General features: G+C 43.1%; 14 protein-coding genes. 11 read left to right on the top strand and 3 right to left on the bottom strand.

The features are described from left to right. The first annotated feature begins 53 nt into the window (after positions 1 to 53). The 4 genes from gcvH (at position 54) to feoB (ending at position 3,605) form a co-directional block, all read left to right on the top strand. Positions 54 to 434: a glycine cleavage system protein GcvH gene (gene gcvH / locus FW774_RS16125; protein ID WP_149349241.1), complete on the top strand. Its 381-nt coding sequence runs from the start codon at positions 54 to 56 to the stop codon at positions 432 to 434. Then, positions 434 to 832 carry a VanZ family protein gene (locus FW774_RS16130; RefSeq protein WP_149349242.1) on the top strand — a complete coding sequence of 133 codons (399 nt, stop codon included), beginning with the start codon at positions 434 to 436 and terminating at the stop codon, positions 830 to 832. Before gcvH ends, FW774_RS16130 begins: the two co-directional genes overlap by 1 nt. Before the next feature lie 439 nt (positions 833 to 1,271). Beyond that, positions 1,272 to 1,490 carry a ferrous iron transport protein A gene (locus FW774_RS16135; protein ID WP_149349243.1) on the top strand — a complete coding sequence of 73 codons (219 nt, stop codon included), beginning with the start codon at positions 1,272 to 1,274 and terminating at the stop codon, positions 1,488 to 1,490. Next, on the top strand, positions 1,491 to 3,605 hold the full coding sequence (gene feoB / locus FW774_RS16140) for a ferrous iron transport protein B (protein WP_149349244.1): 2,115 nt from the start codon (positions 1,491 to 1,493) through the stop codon (positions 3,603 to 3,605). Positions 3,606 to 3,656: 51 nt separating this feature from the next. Here feoB and FW774_RS16145 read toward each other — a convergent pair whose 3' ends face one another. Further along, entirely contained in the window at positions 3,657 to 4,823 is a 1,167-nt protein-coding gene (locus FW774_RS16145) for an ATP-binding protein (RefSeq protein WP_149349245.1), read from the bottom strand. Between the two features lie 131 nt (positions 4,824 to 4,954). Here FW774_RS16145 and FW774_RS16150 point away from each other — a divergent pair, with 131 nt between their 5' ends. From FW774_RS16150 to FW774_RS16165, 4 genes are all read left to right on the top strand, one after another. Continuing rightward, positions 4,955 to 5,650: a YjjG family noncanonical pyrimidine nucleotidase gene (locus FW774_RS16150; protein WP_149349246.1), complete on the top strand. Its 696-nt coding sequence runs from the start codon at positions 4,955 to 4,957 to the stop codon at positions 5,648 to 5,650. An 86-nt stretch (positions 5,651 to 5,736) separates the two neighbouring features. Further along, the gene (locus tag FW774_RS16155) at positions 5,737 to 6,579 is read left to right on the top strand and encodes a UDP-2,3-diacylglucosamine diphosphatase (protein ID WP_149349352.1); all 843 of its coding nucleotides are present in this window, start codon (positions 5,737 to 5,739) and stop codon (positions 6,577 to 6,579) included. 35 nt (positions 6,580 to 6,614) lie between these two features. Continuing rightward, positions 6,615 to 7,601 (top strand): glycosyltransferase family protein, encoded by a 987-nt coding sequence (locus tag FW774_RS16160; RefSeq protein WP_149349247.1) that lies wholly within the window; start codon positions 6,615 to 6,617, stop codon positions 7,599 to 7,601. 210 nt (positions 7,602 to 7,811) lie between these two features. Continuing rightward, positions 7,812 to 8,792, top strand: a complete 981-nt coding sequence (locus FW774_RS16165; protein ID WP_149349248.1) for a DUF6427 family protein — start codon at positions 7,812 to 7,814, stop codon at positions 8,790 to 8,792. A gap of 73 nt (positions 8,793 to 8,865) precedes the next feature. On the opposite strand, the gene FW774_RS16170 is transcribed toward FW774_RS16165, so the two are convergent. Both FW774_RS16170 and FW774_RS16175 read right to left on the bottom strand, forming a co-directional pair. Continuing rightward, on the bottom strand, positions 8,866 to 11,082 hold the full coding sequence (locus FW774_RS16170) for an alpha-N-acetylglucosaminidase (RefSeq protein ID WP_149349249.1): 2,217 nt from the start codon (positions 11,080 to 11,082) through the stop codon (positions 8,866 to 8,868). Positions 11,083 to 11,540: 458 nt separating this feature from the next. Beyond that, a complete protein-coding gene (locus FW774_RS16175; RefSeq protein ID WP_149349250.1) occupies positions 11,541 to 12,305 on the bottom strand; it encodes a DeoR/GlpR family DNA-binding transcription regulator in 765 nt (254 codons plus the stop codon). A gap of 269 nt (positions 12,306 to 12,574) precedes the next feature. Between FW774_RS16175 and FW774_RS16180 the strand changes: the two genes are divergently transcribed. From FW774_RS16180 to glpT, 3 genes are all read left to right on the top strand, one after another. Further along, positions 12,575 to 14,200: a glycerol-3-phosphate dehydrogenase/oxidase gene (locus FW774_RS16180; protein ID WP_197739877.1), complete on the top strand. Its 1,626-nt coding sequence runs from the start codon at positions 12,575 to 12,577 to the stop codon at positions 14,198 to 14,200. 8 nt (positions 14,201 to 14,208) lie between these two features. Beyond that, positions 14,209 to 15,153, top strand: a complete 945-nt coding sequence (locus FW774_RS16185) for a DUF6528 family protein (RefSeq protein WP_149349252.1) — start codon at positions 14,209 to 14,211, stop codon at positions 15,151 to 15,153. A gap of 160 nt (positions 15,154 to 15,313) precedes the next feature. Continuing rightward, positions 15,314 to 16,642, top strand: coding sequence for a glycerol-3-phosphate transporter (glpT, locus tag FW774_RS16190; protein WP_149349253.1), 1,329 nt, complete (start codon positions 15,314 to 15,316; stop codon positions 16,640 to 16,642). Positions 16,643 to 16,951: the final 309 nt, after the last annotated feature.

Here is a 16,951-nt window from a genome sequence, read left to right on the forward strand (position 1 = left end):
TTTATAATGAGTTCTTGCAGTTTTTTGACTTTTTAATTTTGACTTTTTAAATTATGAATTTTCCAGCCGAATTAAAGTACACCAAAGATCACGAATGGATCAGGGTAGAAGGCAGCGAAGCCCACGTAGGCATAACCGATTTTGCGCAGCGTGAGCTGGGCGATATTGTTTACGTAGATGTAACAACCGTTAACAGCTCAGTTGCCGAAGGCGAGGTATTCGGTACGGTAGAAGCGGTAAAAACGGTTTCTGATCTGTTTATGCCTGTAGCAGGCAAAATCCTGGAGGTAAATCCAAAATTAGATCAAAGCCCTGAACTTGTTAATACCGATCCGTATGGTGACGGATGGCTGGTAAAAGTTAGCCTTGAGGGCGATGCCAATTCTGCCTCGCTGTTATCGGCCGATGAATATAAAGTCCAGATCGGTTTATAATGATTAGAGCATTAAGATATCAATACTTAGCCCTTATATGGGCTATTTTTGTATTGATACTCTGCGATATGCCTTTATCGCCGGATGAAGGCGGTATAAAGTGGTTTGAAGGATTTGATAAGCTTACGCATACCGGTTTTTTCTTTGTATTTACGGTTTTATTGCTGTACGGAAAAATACGGCAGCAAAACAGCTATCAGTATCGTCCGTTAACCATTATAAAAATAACATTGCTTGGGGCGATATTAGGTGGTGGAATAGAGCTGTTACAATGGAAAGTATTTACTTATCGCTCTGCCGAATGGTGGGATTTTTTCTGTGATATGGTAGGCATAGCGATGGGTGTATTCAGCTATGTGCTATTGCATCGGAAAACGATTTATGAGAAGACACATTAAAGTACTGGCATTTTTAATATTGGTGAGCCTGGCGAGTAGCTGTGGCATATTTCGCAAAAAATGCAATTGTCCGCACTTTTATCAGTCAGTTCCAAATCAAAGGCGGTAAAACCGTAGCTGATTTGCCTTGGCTGATGCCTCTACCGCCCATAGTGGGTATGCTGCCGGCTGGTGCCTCATCGCCGGCGATAAAAGATAATAAAGCTATTATCAAGGCAACACACTAAATTTTTCGTTATTGCGAGGCCGTGTGGGGTCGTGAGAGCCGAAGCAATCTAATAAGATCGCTTCTCCACAGGAGCCCTTCAGACCATCAACCCTTCTATCTGCAATAACGCCACATTTTTTTGATGCGATTGTCCCCTGAAACCATCGTACTTTTATTTGGATTTGTTTTAAATAAGGGTTACTTTTGATGCAGTTTAGAAATGATAACAGCATGAAGCTTTCGCAACTTGTGCCGGGACAAAAAGGCATTATCAAAGAGTTTACTGATTTAGAAATGTCTGTAAAACTGATGGAGATGGGATGTTTGCCTGGTGAGCCTGTCGTGGTTGAACGTTTTGCTCCGCTTGGCGATCCGATGGCTATTACTGTTTCGGGCTATCAGCTAAGCCTGCGTAAAAGCGAAGCTTCTACCATTATTCTTCATGTATAAGTGAGTAGCGGGTTAAAAGTTGCGCTGGTTGGTAATCCCAACACCGGGAAATCTACACTGTTTAATGCACTAACCGGTCTCAATCAAAAAGTAGGAAATTTTCCCGGGATAACTGTTGATAAAAAGACAGGATTCTGTCGCCTTTCTGACGGGCGTACGGCAGAAATTATCGACCTGCCCGGTACCTATAGCCTCTATCCCAAAAGTAAGGACGAAAGCATTGTACTTGAGGTTTTGACCGATAAAACAAGCCGCTTGTACCCTGATCTGGTTGTGGTGCTGGCCGATGCGTCAAACCTTAAGCGTAACCTGCTATTATATACCCAGGTTGCCGATCTGAAAATTCCCGTTATTATCGCGTTAAACATGATGGACCTTGCCCGCAAGGCCGGAACCGAAATTAATGTTGACGAGCTTTCGGCAAGGCTGGGAGTGCGTATTGTACCAATATGTGCCCGTACAAAAGAAAATATCAGCGGATTAAAGGAAGCCATCCAGCAAATGTCTGCAATCCCCTTGCAGCGGGAAACCATAGAAGTTGAGGCCATAGCGCCGGGACTCATCGCCAAAATACAAAACGAATTACAGGTTGAAAGTCCGTACGCTGCCCTGCAACTGGCGCATCAGCATGAGAACATGCATTATTTAAGTGCCCGGCAAAGCGATAGGATTGAAGAATTGGAGCAGGAATTCTCATTCCATTCGCAGAAAGCGCAAGCTGCAGAAACCATCGCCCGTTATAACTTTATTAACGATGTTTTATTTGATACGGTAAAGCAACGCACTTCCGTTATTGAAGAAACCATCAGCAACCGGATAGATAAGGTACTTACTCATAAAGTATGGGGTTTCATTATCTTTTTCGGCATCCTGTTTCTCATTTTCCAGGCTATCTTTTCGTGGTCTGAATATCCCATGAGTCTTATTGAAGACCTTTTCGTGTGGCTTGGCAGTACGGCACACGCGGTTCTGCCGCCGGGTGTATTTACCGACATGCTGGTAGATGGTGTGCTGGCCGGATTAAGCGGTGTGCTGGTATTTATTCCACAAATTGCCATCCTGTTTGCGTTCATCTCCATTTTAGAAGATACCGGCTACATGGCCCGCGTTACGTTCATGATGGATAAGATCATGCGGAAGGTTGGCCTTAGCGGAAAATCGGTCGTTCCGCTTATCGGTGGACTGGCTTGTGCCGTACCCTCAATTATGGGTACGCGGAATATTGAGAACTGGAAAGACCGTATCATAACCATCATGGTAACACCGCTGGTAAGCTGCTCGGCACGTTTACCCATTTATACGTTGTTAATATCGCTGGTTGTTCCCGATACCCGCTTATGGGGATTTGTGAATATGCAGGGTCTGGCGCTTATGGCCATGTATGTGCTGGGCATTGTGAGCGCTATCCTGGTTGCCTGGGTAATGAAAAAGCTGATCAAAGCCCGCGAACGTGGTTATTTCATCATGGAATTGCCCGTTTACCGGATGCCGCGATGGAGCAACGTGGGATTAACCATGTATGAAAAGGTGAAAACCTTTGTGGTGCAGGCTGGTAAAGTGATCATTGCTATTTCAGTGGTATTGTGGGTATTAGCCACATACGGCCCGGCGAAAAAGCAGCAGGAAATTGAACAGAAATACACCGCATTACAGCAGACCAATCAATATCCTCAGGAAGAGCTGCAGCGCATGAAAGCTTCAGATAAGCTTGAAAATTCTTACGCCGGCTTGCTGGGCAGGGCGATAGAACCGGCCATTAAGCCCCTGGGTTACGACTGGAAAATCGGTATTGCGCTGATCACCTCCTTTGCCGCCCGCGAAGTTTTTGTAGGTACAATGGCAACCATTTACAGTGTAGATTCATCGGGTGACGACGTGGTATCTGTACGTGAAAAGATGCGTGCGGCCACAGAACCGGATACAGGCCGGCCGGTATTTACGTTGGCTACGGCTTTTTCATTGATGGTGTTTTACGCTTTCGCGATGCAGTGCATGAGCACTCTGGCTATTGTTTACCGGGAAACCAAAAGTCTGAAATGGCCGGTCATCCAGTTTATTTATATGGGAGTTATGGCATATATTGCCAGCCTGATTGTATATCAGGTGCTTAAATAGTTTTTTTACAGATGTGGAATTCAATTCCATATTTACAAGATAAGTATATACTTAATCTGCACCGATCTCATTCGTATTTTTCCAGCTTAGTACCTTTGCTTCTTTGCGTGTTCCATTTTTATTTCCGCCATACAACAAGAAGGTATTTTCGCTATCGTTGCCGCTTAGCTTGTTATAATAATTCAGGTTTTTGAAAAATTCGTTATTTAGCGTGGTTGCCGATTTTATTTCGATGCTTTTAACGGTTAATCCTTCATCTATCAGGCAATCCAGCTCATTTCCCGTGTTGTCACGCCAGAAAAATAATGGCGGATTTTGTGCATTATTCAGATAGTTTTTTGCAATATCAACAATAACCAGGTTCTCAAACAAGGCGCCCTTTGCCCAGTGACTATTTAAATCATCTTCTTTTTTTATGCCTAACAAACTGCAGGCAAGGCCGGTATCGTAAAAATATAGTTTAGGTGTTTTGACCAGCCTTTTTGAAAAGTTTCTGAAATGCGGTTGAAGAAAAAAAGCTATAAAACTGGTTTCGAGGATAGAAAACCATGATTTTACAGTCTTTAGATCAACACCTAATTCGTTGGCCATACTATTGTAATTAAGCAGTTGGCCAATACGTCCGGCAGCAAGACGCATAAATTTTTGGAACAGGTGCAGGTTAGAAACATTTACCAGTTGCCTTACATCACGCTCGGCATAAGTTTGTATATAAGAAGGATAATATAGGTCAACAGGAATATCTTTATCATAAATTCGTGGATAGAAGCCTTTCAGAATAAAGTAATCAGGATTTTCTATCCAATATTCCGTGTTTTTTAATTCAGACAAACTAAATGGCAGCAGGTGGGTGATAAATACCCTTCCGGCAAGGCTTTGCGATATTTTTGCGGATAACAGGAAATTCTGTGATCCGGTTAAAATATATTCGCCGGGCTTATTTCTTTCGTCGCTTAAAGTCTGTATGTATGAAAACAGTTCCGGGATAAGTTGAACCTCGTCAATAATTAATCCTTCCTTGTGTTGCGTCAGAAACAGGCGGGGATCGGATTTAGCTTCATCAAACGTATCCGGATTTTCCAGGTTTACATAAGTGTATTGTGGAAAACATTGCTTTGCCAGCGTGGTCTTGCCCGATTGCCTGGGGCCCGTGATAGATATAACAGGCATCTTGGTAGCCATTAATGTAATCTGCTTCGTTAATTTGCGTGCTATCATTATCCAAATTTATAAAATATTTCTTTACAAATATGGAATTAAATTCCATATTTGTAAAGAAATATATATATCAGATCTATTAAGCTACCCTATAATGCTTAACTTTGTGCTGTTTGCCGGGAAGTTTACACATGAAAAAATACAAGCACATCTTTTTTGACCTCGACCATACCATTTGGGATTTCGATAAAAATGCCGAGGAGACGCTATTCGAATTATATAACGCTTATTCCCTTAAAGAAAAAGGCTTACATTCGGCAGAGCTGTTTATCGAAACCTATACCCGCAACAACCACCAGTTATGGCAGCAATATCATTCGGGAGCCATTACCAAGCAGCATTTGCGTGAAACCAGGTTCAGTAAAACATTTGCCGATTTAGGTGTGGCTCCTGAAATGATCCCGGAAAATTTTGAAGATGATTATGTACGCATTTGCCCGACCAAATGCAACCTGTTTCCCCAGGCTCACGAAACATTAGCCTATTTGCAGGAGAAATACTGTCTGCATCTCATCTCAAACGGATTTAAAGAATCTACAGAATGTAAAATAGAAGGCTCGCTGCTGGCAAAATATTTTGATACCATTGTTATATCCGAAGTAGTAGGCGTAAACAAACCCGATAAAGCTATTTTTGAATTTGCAACTTCGGGCGCAAAGGCGCACAAAACCGAGAGCTTAATGGTGGGCGATAGCCTGGAGGCGGACATTCAGGGCGCTTTGAACTTCGGTATGGACGCTATTTATTTTAATCCGCTGCAAAAGGAAAAGCCAGACTACGTAAACCAACAAATTCACAGCTTATGCGAATTGATGAATCTGCTTTAGGTTAAGCAATGCTTTTGTTAACCGTAATTTAACGGTTAATTTATATAGTTAGAATAGCTTTGGTAAACAAAGTTGTAACCAACGCTATGCCTAAACGTGAAGTGGATATGGTCATTATTTCTGATGTTCATTTGGGTACTTACGGATGCCGGGCCAAAGAATTGTTGAATTACCTGAAAAGTATTAAGCCCAAAACGCTGGTGTTAAACGGTGATATTATTGATATCTGGCAGTTTAGTAAATCGTACTGGCCTGAAACGCATACGAAGGTGCTGAGGCGTATCATGAAATTTATTACCGATGGTGTACCGGTGTATTATCTTACCGGTAACCACGATGAAATGCTTCGTAAATTTGCCGATTTGCGTATGGGTAGCTTTCAGCTTGCCAATAAGCTGGTGCTGAATTTGCAGGGACGTAAAGCCTGGATTTTTCATGGCGATGTATTTGATGTAACCATGCAGTATTCCAAATGGCTGGCCCGGCTGGGTGCTATCGGCTATGACAGCCTTATCCTGCTAAACAGCATGGTGAATTGGGGGCTGACTGTTTTAGGGCGACAAAAAATGAGCTTCTCGCAACGCATCAAAGCCCGGTTTAAAGATGCGGTTAGGTTTATCAACGATTTTGAACTCACCGCCGCCGGACTGGCAAAAGAAAAGGGCTACGATTATGTGATATGCGGCCATATCCATCAGCCTGAGATACGCGACATTGAGGGGGTAATGTACCTTAACTCGGGCGACTGGGTTGAAAGCCTTACTTCGCTGGAATATCATAATGGCTCCTGGCGAATTTTTGAATATGACCCCTTGCTGTTTGCTGCGGATACATTGACCGATGATAATGACCTGATCGATCAGGAAGACCTTAAGGCGAAGTTGGATGTTAAAGCGCTTTTTGAACATTTTAAGACCAACCCTGTTTAGTATTCATCGTAAAAATGCAGATATTGCAGTGCGCAATGAATATCCTTTTTGCTATACAGGGAACTGGTAATGGACACATCAGCAGGGCACGCGAAATTGTGCCGCTTTTACAGCAGTATGGCGATGTTGATTTGCTGATAAGCGGTACACAAGCCGATGTACAGTTAGATCAGCCGGTAAATTACCGGTTTCATGGATTCAGTTTCATTTTTGGCAAGAAAGGTGGTGTAGACCACTGGCAAACGTATAAAAATATGCGGCTATCCCGTTTGTTACGGGATGTGCGGTCATTACCACTCAAAAAATATCAGTTAATCATCAATGATTACGAGCCGGTAACTGCATGGGCGTGCCGTTTACAGGGGCGGCATAGTGTAGCTTTAAGTCACCAGTCCTCTTTTTTGTCACCTAAAACACCAAGACCCCAAAAATCATCGCCTGTAACTGAGCTGCTGTTCAAATATTATGCACCAACTACACAGCGTATCGGGTTCCATTTTGAGCGTTACGATGATTTTATACATACGCCGGTAATACGCAGCGAGATACGCAATACCGAACCGGAAGATAAGGGGCATATTACCGTTTACCTGCCCGCTTTTGACGATAAATTGCTGGTAAAATATTTCAGGCAGATCCCCGGTGTGCAGTGGCACGTTTTTTCAAAACATTCGCGTACGGCATATACCGATGCCAATGTGTGGGTAAGGCCGGTTAATAACATGGAATTTAATGCCAGCCTGGCCAGTTGTTACGGACTATTTACCGGCGGCGGTTTTGAAGGCCCGGCAGAGGCATTGTACCTGAAAAAGAAAGTGCTGGTTTTCCCGATGCGGTTTCAGTACGAGCAGTTATGTAATGCCGAAGCGATAAGCCGGCTTGGTGTTCCGGTTATTTACCAGATAGACGATGAGTTTGTCCCGAAGCTCAAGCAGTGGATTGATTCGCCGCACCGGGTTGCAGTGCATTTCCCGGATGAAACAGCGCAGATCATCCGGAACCTGGTTGAGGATAATACATAAAGCTAAAAGTGGAGAGTTGAAAGTGAAAAGCTGACTGAAATTCCGGCTTTCCAGAATGTATATTCTAACCCTTGGCCTGTCCCCCCGACAGGCTAACCAATAATACATGGAATGTCCCGGTCTGCCGGGCCCGGGGAGGTAGAGAGATTTAGCTGGGCCTTAGCAAACGCGTCGAAGATAATTTCTACTTTTGTCTTTTTATACAACATTATGATTAACATTTTTCGCAGACTTAATCCGGTAAATATTGTATTCCTTGTTTTTATCGGTTTAGTGCTTCGTGCGGGAATGTTTTTCAGGTTACCTGAGACATTAAATAACAGCATTTCTGATCTGATAGCCAGGCTTATTCCCTGGCTTAATATAACCGATAGCCTGAGTTCGGAGGCTAATGTTATGCTTGCGCTGATATTTGTATTGGTGCAGGCAGTAATTTTTAACCGGATCATTAATAATTATAACCTGATAAACCGGCCTACGTTTTTGCCGGCTTTAATGTACGTTACATTATCCAGTTTGTTGCCGCCTTTCCTGGCTATCAGCAGTCCCTTGATGTGTAATTTCGTTTTGCTGTGGATGATGAGCAAAATGCTGGGTATCTACAGGCGGGAGGAAGCCATTTCATCTATGTTTGACCTGGGTATGTTAGCCGGTGTCGGAACGCTCATATATTTCCCTTTTATTGCCATGATGCTGCTTATCTGGATATGCCTGTTGATATTCAGGCCGTTTAACTGGCGTGAATGGATAGCGGCTTTGATCGGGTTTGCTACGGTATATTTCTTTTTAGCGGTTTATTATTATTGGAATGATTCTATCGGATTGTTTTACAAGATATGGCTCCCGTTAACCAAGCCGTTTCCAACACGGTTTGTAATTGATTATTACGATTACATCGTGCTTATCCCGGTAATCATTATTTGCGCTATCGGAAGCATCTTTCTACGGCAAAACTTTTTTAGAAGCTATGTCCATATCCGGAAATCATTTCAGCTGCTCTTTGTTATATTTCTGCTGGTTGTATTATCCTTTTACCTGAGTCCGCAATACCGTATAACCCACTTCTTGCTGGCCGTTCCCCCGGTTTCGGTGCTCACAGCCTATTATTTTCTGAACGCACAAAAAAGCTGGTTTTATGAATTGCTGTATGCGGTGCTGGCCGGCGCAATTATTTATTTCCAGGTGTTTTAGCGGAAGGTTATGTGTTGTGGGTTACGAGTTATCTGTTTCTCGTAACTCACAACCCGTAACTTATAACACAAGCTTATTCTTTCAAATTCAGTTTAGTAATTAGCGGATGATATTTCGCATACATTTCTTTTGCTATAGTAATGGCATCGCCGGAAGGCTTATCCGGATACTGTTCCGAGCCTTCAACCCATTGCCATTCCCAGTCTCTGATTTGTTTATCAAATACCTTTTCGTCGGCGGGTTTGCCCTGTTGAACGCTATTATTTACGTAGGTAAAAAAGTGCTCCCACCGGGGTTTATAGAAGTTGTTCAATAATCCGGACCATTGTTTGCAGGCATAATCGTGCAGCACACTGTTTTTATCGCCCCATAGTGTGATCTGGTTTCGGGCGTTTTTTTCGTAAAGCGCCTTTTCAGCCGCTGTGGTTCCGTTTTGTCTGGCAGTATTTAGCCATACACCTAATAAAAAGTCTTTACGTGTGGCCAGCAACTTATCCATATCGCTGATCACAGCAAGAAACTGTTTGGCATGCTGGTTAAAAGCATCCATATCTTTAACCTTATAATCATAAGCGAAAGCGTGTTGCAATGTATCAGCATAGTTGGCCATAACCTGACGGGTAAGGTCAACCAGATCGTATTGATATCCCTGGCTGTTTTTAAGCTCATCGGCTACACTGATCAATTTCTCCCATGCGGGAATGATATCTTTGGGATGGTATGCCTTTTTAGTTGACGCCCAGCGGTTGCTTCTTTTAAAGGTAGGCCGCCCGGTAATGATCGATTCAGGTCCGCCCGATGTGACTGCCCCGTTGTAAACCGTTTGCCGTAAAATATTCCAGGCTTCATTGATCGTGCTGTTCTGTTTTCCATAACGCCTGTAAGCATAATCTTTTAGCCAGCTGTCCAGGTCGATGGGTTTATCACGCCAGACATTTTCAAGCATAAGCGCATACATTACCGGGTTTTGCTCAATAGCCTCGGGCGTTAAACCGATGCCTTGCATGTGTCCTGATTGGGGACTGTTTAATGCGTTAGCCGGATCGTTGGCAACATTATTCATCCGGCCATACATGCTGATATTACCGCCAAAATTATGCAGCATACACCATATCCAGGGCTTGCCATAGTATGCATCGGTTCTGTTCCATACCGGTTTGCTTTCGCTGTATAGATCAAGAATGATCATTTTATCGTTAGGGACGGCATTCAGAAGCGCTTTGATCTGTGTTGGTTGCCAGAACTTAGCCGAGAATGAGAACATCCATCCCTGCATGATCCAGATAGCTTTTGGATCGGCGCCTGCCATAGATTGGTATACTTTTTTGCTCACATCATTTAAAAATGTGGAATCACTTGTAGGCGGAGTATTTTCGTTGAAAGTGTCGGCTGAATAAAGGTGGTTTGTTCCAAAGGTTTTTACTTCTTCCTCGATGAATTTTTTACCTATAGTGGTAAACATCGGATCGTTGGGATCAAGAATGGATACGCTATCCGGAAAACCAGACCAGAGTGTTTTTTTGATACTGGCTTTTGGAAATTTTTTCTCGAATGAAGGCGGTACGTGACCGGTAAATGCAGGCAGGATAGGAGTCATTCCCAAGGCACGCTCGCGGGCAAGAATTTTCTTCTGAAGCGCCTCGTGGTTGATCATCCAGCTTTGTGGCAGCGGCCCGCCCCAGCCATCCAGGTTACCCATCCAGAACCAGTTGAAATAGGCAGGGCCGCTGTAAAACGTTTTCAGATCTGCATCGGTAAAGCCCAGGCTTTTATAAACCCTGTCCCAGATAATGTTTTGGCCGGTTAGCGCTAAAGGCATATTAATGCCGTTTAATGCCATCCAATCTATTTCCCATTGCCAGCGATCCCAATCCCACCAGCTCATGGTATAGTTAAATGTGCAGTAGTTCAGGTAATAACGGTATTTATAAGGTGTGCTGATGCGTACCTTGCCTTTTACAGCAGGTAATTTTGCCGGTAAATTTAAGTTGCTGCCATTCCAGCTAATGTCGCAGTGTGTGTAATTCTTGAGATAGTAGTTCAGGGCACTGGCAATGGTCACGCCATTGTTCCCGCGGAGTATGATCTTATTATTTTTGCTCTCAAGCTCAAAAACATCTTTGTCGCCGTTTTTGGGAATAAATGCTATTTCGAAGGCGTTGGCATGTGCGGGAATTATCCGCTTGATAAGATTGTAAATTTCAGTTCGTTGTGTATCGGTTTGAGCGTGTGCGCAAACACCTGCAATAAATAGGCTGATGGTTAGCGTAATTTTTCTGGATAAGATCATAAACGGGTTACTTGATTCCTGATGATTTATTTTAGAATAGCCAAATGAGGAAGCTAAATTAGAATAATTTATAATAATGCGAAATGGTTTATTGCGAGCCTCACCCCCAACCCTCCGCCAGTTGGCAGAAGAGGGGAGCTGAACCGAACCATGCAGACATTGTCCATTATCCACTGTCAATTGTCAACTATTAGAGATTGCTTCCGGTCTTTCCCGACTTTCGGCCTTCCCGACTTCCGGACTATAAACCATAAACTTACGATAAATGAATCATACAAGCATTGTCAACTGTCCATTGTCAATTAGCCATTATTCAACTGTCAATGATCAAAGGTTGCTTCCGGTCTTTCCCGACTTCCGGTCTTCCCGACTATAAACCATAAACTATAAGCTATGAACCATGAACTATGAACCATGAACTATGAACCATGAACTATCAACCATGAACTATCCGTCACTTATTGCGCAATGGTAACCTTAATTCCGTTGCTTTCCAGCAGTTTAATGGTGTTGGCAGAAATACCTTCGTCGGTAATAATATGCTGCACCTGGTCAAGAGCGCAGATCTTTCCCATGCCACGCCGGCCAAACTTAGAGCTATCGGCCAGAACAACAGTGGTTTGAGCCGCCTGCATCATTTTTTGGTTTAAATGTGCTTCGGCAAGGCTGGTAGTGGTCAACCCGGCGGCATCTATACCATCAACGCCTAAAAACAGGATACTGCATGAAACATCCTGAAGGATCAGCTCAGCATACATGCCGGCTACCGAAGATGAATTTTGACGCAGCTGGCCGCCTAACTGTAATACTTCAACATTCTGATGGTGGGATAACTCAAGCGCTACATTCAATGCTGATGTGATCACGGTAAGATGCTGTTGTGGTTTGATCATCCGTGCCAGGGCCAGAACGGTAGTGCCCGAAGCAATAATGATCGAATCGTTCTGATCAATCAGCTTTGCCGCTTCTTTAGCTATCTTTTCCTTTTCGGTTTTGGCCTGATGTTCCTTTTCATCAACGGGTTTATCACTGGTGTAAGGACTTTTCATATATCCTCCGCCATGCGTTCTGTAAAGCAGGTTTTTGTCTTCAAGTAACTTAAGATCCTTCCGTATGGTAACGTCAGAAACTTCAAGCTCTGCGCTTAGGTTTTGCACATTAACATGCCCGGTTTCCCGAAGCTGTTTCAGAATGTATTTGTGCCTGTCAATGAGATTTAGCATGGTTAAATGTATAAAATATAGCGTTAACAGTTTATAATGTTCTGCAAATTTATTGATTTGCCAAAATTGGCTTTTATTTTTTTAATAAAAAATAACGCTTATTGTTGTTTTATTATCAGTTATTATTAGTTCCTGTTTTGAAATATGTAATAAAAAGCCCACTTTTTTATCTTCGTTATCTTTTGAATAGTGATTTTTATATTTCATATTTGTTTTTTATAGTTACGATTGGTTATTTTTGATTCAGGCTTTTTGCCATAAATAATATGATGCAGTTTAGAAGAGATACTTTATTACAGAAAATTTCTGATGCTGGTGGGCCCTGGGATATACTTATTGTAGGAGGTGGCGCAACAGGTTTAGGTGCGGCTGTAGATGCAGCGTCCAGAGGTTACAAAACGTTATTGTTAGAGCAGCTTGATTTTGCTAAAGGTACATCCAGCCGTAGTACGAAGTTAGTGCATGGAGGCGTTCGTTACTTAGCGCAGGGTGATATTGGTTTGGTTCGTGAGGCATTATATGAGCGGGGCTTACTGTTAAAGAACGCCCCGCATCTTGCCCACGATGAATCGTTTGTGATTCCTAACTACGAGTGGTGGGGTGGCCCGTTCTATACTATCGGGTTAACCATATATGATCTGTTGGCAGGCAGACTTAGCCTGGGCCGTTCAAAGCTGATATCTAAAAAAGAAACGCTGCGCCGTATACCGGGCATTAAATCTAAAGGGCTTTATAATGGCGTAGTTTATCATGACGGACAGTTTGACGACTCCCGGCTGGCCGTAAACCTGGCGCAGACCTGCGTGGAGCAGGGCGGCGTGCTGCTGAATTATTTTCGTGTAAACGGACTGATCAAAGAGAATGGCAAAATTAAAGGTGTAACAGCAACCGATCAGGAAACCAATAAAGAGTACCGGATAGCTGCCAAAGTGGTAGTAAATGCAACGGGTGTTTTTGTTGATGACCTGCTGGCAATGGATGCACCGGAACATAAGCCGATGGTGCGACCCAGCCAGGGAGTGCATATTGTGCTCGACCGGTCTTTTATGCCGGGAGAGGACGCATTGATGATACCTAAAACAGAAGACGGCCGTGTGCTTTTTGCCGTGCCGTGGCACGATAAGCTGGTAGTTGGTACAACCGATACGCCGTTAAATGAACATAGCATAGAGCCGGTTGCTTTGGAGGAAGAAATAGAGTTTATTATCCGTACCGCGTCCAAATATCTTGAACGTCAGCCGCAGCGTAAAGATGTGCTGAGCGTGTTTGCCGGGTTACGGCCACTGGCAGCTCCAAGTGGCGATTCTACCAAAACGAAAGAAATTTCACGCAGTCATAAGCTGATCGTATCTGCATCGGGATTGCTTACGATGACGGGCGGCAAATGGACCACTTACCGTAAAATGTCTGAGGATATTGTAGATAAAGCCATCGAAATAGGCGGTTTAAAACCTGTTGCTTGCGCTACCAGGAACCTGCGCATACACGGTTACCAGGAAATTGCAGATCAGAGTAATCCATTTTTCTTTTACGGAAGCGATCAGGAGGCTCTGTTAAAACTTATCGATGAAAATAAAGAATGGGCGCAAAAAATAAACCCGAAAGCACCTTATATCTGTGCCCAGGTAATATGGGCTGTTCGGAATGAGATGGCCCGTACGGTTGAGGATTTTTTGGCACGGCGTATAAGAGCGTTGTTTCTTGATGCCCGTGTGGCAATCGATATGGCCCCGCGTGTAGCAGAGCTTATGGCGGCTGAGCTTGGTAAAGATGACAGCTGGCAGAAAGCTGAGGTTGAACGTTTTACCAAGCTGGCCAATGGTTATTTATTGAGCCCGTATTATCCCCAGGTCTCTGACCCGGTTTATGCCGAAGCAAAAAATAATCACGACTAATTAAATCTATGAGAATACTACTATTCGCATTATTAACATTATCAGCATTAGCTTGTAAAAAGAGCCGGTCTGCCGATGCTCCGGTTATTATAACAGACCCTGTTGAGCAGCCGGCAAAAGTTGTTGTGTTTGCAGATCAGTCAACCAACCGGGTGTTAATGGTAGATATAGATACCAAGAAGCAGATTTTTGAATGGTTGCCCGGGCCCGCTACCAATGTGGTTGCAGGAGATGCCGGTTGGTTTGGAAATATCAGCGATGCAAAACCTGTGCTCAACAACCAATACATCCTGGCAACGGCTTCGGTTGGCGGAGTAGCGTTGATCCGCATAGCAGATAAAAAAACCGTGTTTTACGGGAAAGGCGGTACCGGCAATGTACACTCGGCAGAACTGTTGCCTGATGGAAACATTGTTTTTTCGGCCAGTACCGGTGGATACGTGGGAATATTTAAAGTAGATACGGCACATTTTAGCGCTCCCGTAACAGCTTATAGCTCAACCAATCTCGCTGATGCACATAGTTTGGTATGGGACAAAAAACGGCAGGTACTTTGGGCTGCCGGAGGTAGTGTGTTAAGAGCTTACGAGTACAATTTTGATAAAAACAATCCGAAACTTACATTAAAGAAAGAAATTACGTTGCCCGCTACCGGGGCTCATGATTTATTCCCGGTATACGATAAAGATGCGTTGTGGCTATCCACCAGCAAGCAGGTGTGGAGTGTTGATCTACAGACCGAACAATTTGCGTCTGCAAGTTCGATAGCCCGTGTAAAAAGTGTGTCTTCGGGGCCGTCGTCTTTCCCGGTAATTTTAATGCAATCGATTGATACAGATCAAAAATGGTGGAATGATCATATTATTGATCTGTCGGGTAAAACGATATATCAGCAGTCTGGTTTAAAAGCGTATAAAGCCAGGTGGATGTTGCCCAATACGTTTAGTTATTAAACAGCGTCAATAATTAAAAAGTAATCAAAACGGAATAAATTTGTATAAAATTAATTCGTTATAACCAATTAAACCTTTAATCATTTTAAGTTAATATATACCTAACATCAGGGCGGTACCTTTGTGCCGTAATGCCTGATAAGGATCAGAATTACAATTTATGAAACTTACACTATTCAAACAACCCGAACCAAAGCCTCTTCTGCCGGAATCAAAGATCGATCCTACGTACAAAAGGCTGCGTTTGCAGGTTTTCCTGGGAATATTTATCGGGTATGCAGGCTACTACCTGGTGCGCAAAAATTTCTCAATGGCTATGCCCGATCTGGTTGCGCAGGGCTTTAGTAAAGGAGATTTAGGATTTGCACTGTCGGGCGTTTCAATAGCTTACGGGATCAGCAAGTTCCTGATGGGCAATGTTTCCGACAGAAGTAATGCCCGGTATTTTTTACCTACCGGTTTAGTGCTATCGGCCTTGTGTATGATCATTATGGGAGTTTTTCCTTTTGCAACCAGTTCAATTACCATCATGTTCATATTGCTGTTCCTTAACGGATGGTTTCAGGGGATGGGCTGGCCTCCATGCGGCCGGGTTGTGGTACACTGGTTCTCAAAAAAAGAACGCGGCGTAAAAATGTCGATATGGAATGTTGCTCATAACGTGGGGGGGGGGTTGGTAGGACCTTTATCCATATTAGGTGTAATGATATTCAGCTCCTGGAAGAGTAATTTCTATTTCCCTGCATTAGTAGCCATTCTGATAGCTTTTATTGCATTTTTATTGGTTCGGGATACCCCGCAATCGTGCGGGTTGCCATCTATCGAAGACTATTCGGGGGAAAAAGCAATACATGAGACCAAAACTGAGGAAAGCAAGCCCGGCGCTAAGGAATTGTTTTTGAAGTATATTCTCTTCAATAAAGTGCTGTGGTATATATCCTTTGCAAATGTTTTCATATACCTGGTGCGTTATGGCGTATTAGATTGGGCGCCCACGTACCTGAAAGAAGCTAAAGGGTTCTCTATGGATGAGTCGGGTTGGGCTTACTTTTCTTATGAATATGCCGGTATTCCCGGAACATTGCTTTGCGGATGGATCAGCGATAAGATATTTAAAGGTCGGCGTGCCCCTGCAACAGTTATTTATATGTTATTGGTATTGATTGCTGTGCTGGTATACTGGAAAAATCCTGCCGGTCATCCAATTGTGGATATGCTTTCGCTGGTGGCCATCGGCTTTTTGATCTACGGCCCGGTAATGCTTATTGGTGTGCAGGCTTTAGACCTGGTGCCTAAGCAGGCAGCAGGAACATCAGCCGGCTTTACCGGTTTGTTTGGCTATTTAGGCGGCGCTGTATTTGCCAATATCGCTGTAGGGCATGTAGTTGACAAATGGGGATGGGATGGAGGCTTTATGATGCTTGTGGCGGCCTGTGTGTTATCTATCGCATTTGTAGCCCTGACATGGAATGCAGAAAAGAAATATTAGAGATATTTGTTAAAGTAAAAGAAAATTTAAATTCAACTTATTGATAATCAATTGGTTGCTTTGGGTACATGAGCCTGATTGTAAGATTCGGTTAGTTTTTAATAATTTTTTTTAGTTTTTTTTTGTTTTAAACGATTTGATTTTATTAATTTAGACTTTGATAAACAAACTAATTAACTAACCAAAATCAACAAAGGATAAGTAAAATCGATAGTTAGTAAAACCTAAACTAATTTTAAACACATAGACAATTTAAAGAACAAGTAAAGAAAGAGATAGTATCTGGTATTATCAGTTTCTTTATTTGAT

The organism is Pedobacter sp. BS3 (assembly GCF_008274585.1).
Classification (GTDB): Bacteria; Bacteroidota; Bacteroidia; order Sphingobacteriales; family Sphingobacteriaceae; genus Hufsiella_A.

Excerpts from the sequence above, each read along its gene's own strand:
- gcvH (WP_149349241.1), top strand. The coding sequence starts at position 54 with ATGAATTTTCCAGCCGAATTAAAGTACACCAAAGATCACGAATGGATC.
- FW774_RS16130 (WP_149349242.1), top strand. The coding sequence starts at position 434 with ATGATTAGAGCATTAAGATATCAATACTTAGCCCTTATATGGGCTATT.
- FW774_RS16135 (WP_149349243.1), top strand. The coding sequence starts at position 1,272 with ATGAAGCTTTCGCAACTTGTGCCGGGACAAAAAGGCATTATCAAAGAG.
- FW774_RS16145 (WP_149349245.1), bottom strand. The coding sequence starts at position 4,823 with ATGATAGCACGCAAATTAACGAAGCAGATTACATTAATGGCTACCAAG.
- FW774_RS16150 (WP_149349246.1), top strand. The coding sequence starts at position 4,955 with ATGAAAAAATACAAGCACATCTTTTTTGACCTCGACCATACCATTTGG.
- FW774_RS16155 (WP_149349352.1), top strand. The coding sequence starts at position 5,737 with ATGCCTAAACGTGAAGTGGATATGGTCATTATTTCTGATGTTCATTTG.
- FW774_RS16160 (WP_149349247.1), top strand. The coding sequence starts at position 6,615 with ATGAATATCCTTTTTGCTATACAGGGAACTGGTAATGGACACATCAGC.
- FW774_RS16165 (WP_149349248.1), top strand. The coding sequence starts at position 7,812 with ATGATTAACATTTTTCGCAGACTTAATCCGGTAAATATTGTATTCCTT.
- FW774_RS16170 (WP_149349249.1), bottom strand. The coding sequence starts at position 11,082 with ATGATCTTATCCAGAAAAATTACGCTAACCATCAGCCTATTTATTGCA.
- FW774_RS16175 (WP_149349250.1), bottom strand. The coding sequence starts at position 12,305 with ATGCTAAATCTCATTGACAGGCACAAATACATTCTGAAACAGCTTCGG.
- FW774_RS16180 (WP_197739877.1), top strand. The coding sequence starts at position 12,575 with ATGCAGTTTAGAAGAGATACTTTATTACAGAAAATTTCTGATGCTGGT.
- FW774_RS16185 (WP_149349252.1), top strand. The coding sequence starts at position 14,209 with ATGAGAATACTACTATTCGCATTATTAACATTATCAGCATTAGCTTGT.
- glpT (WP_149349253.1), top strand. The coding sequence starts at position 15,314 with ATGAAACTTACACTATTCAAACAACCCGAACCAAAGCCTCTTCTGCCG.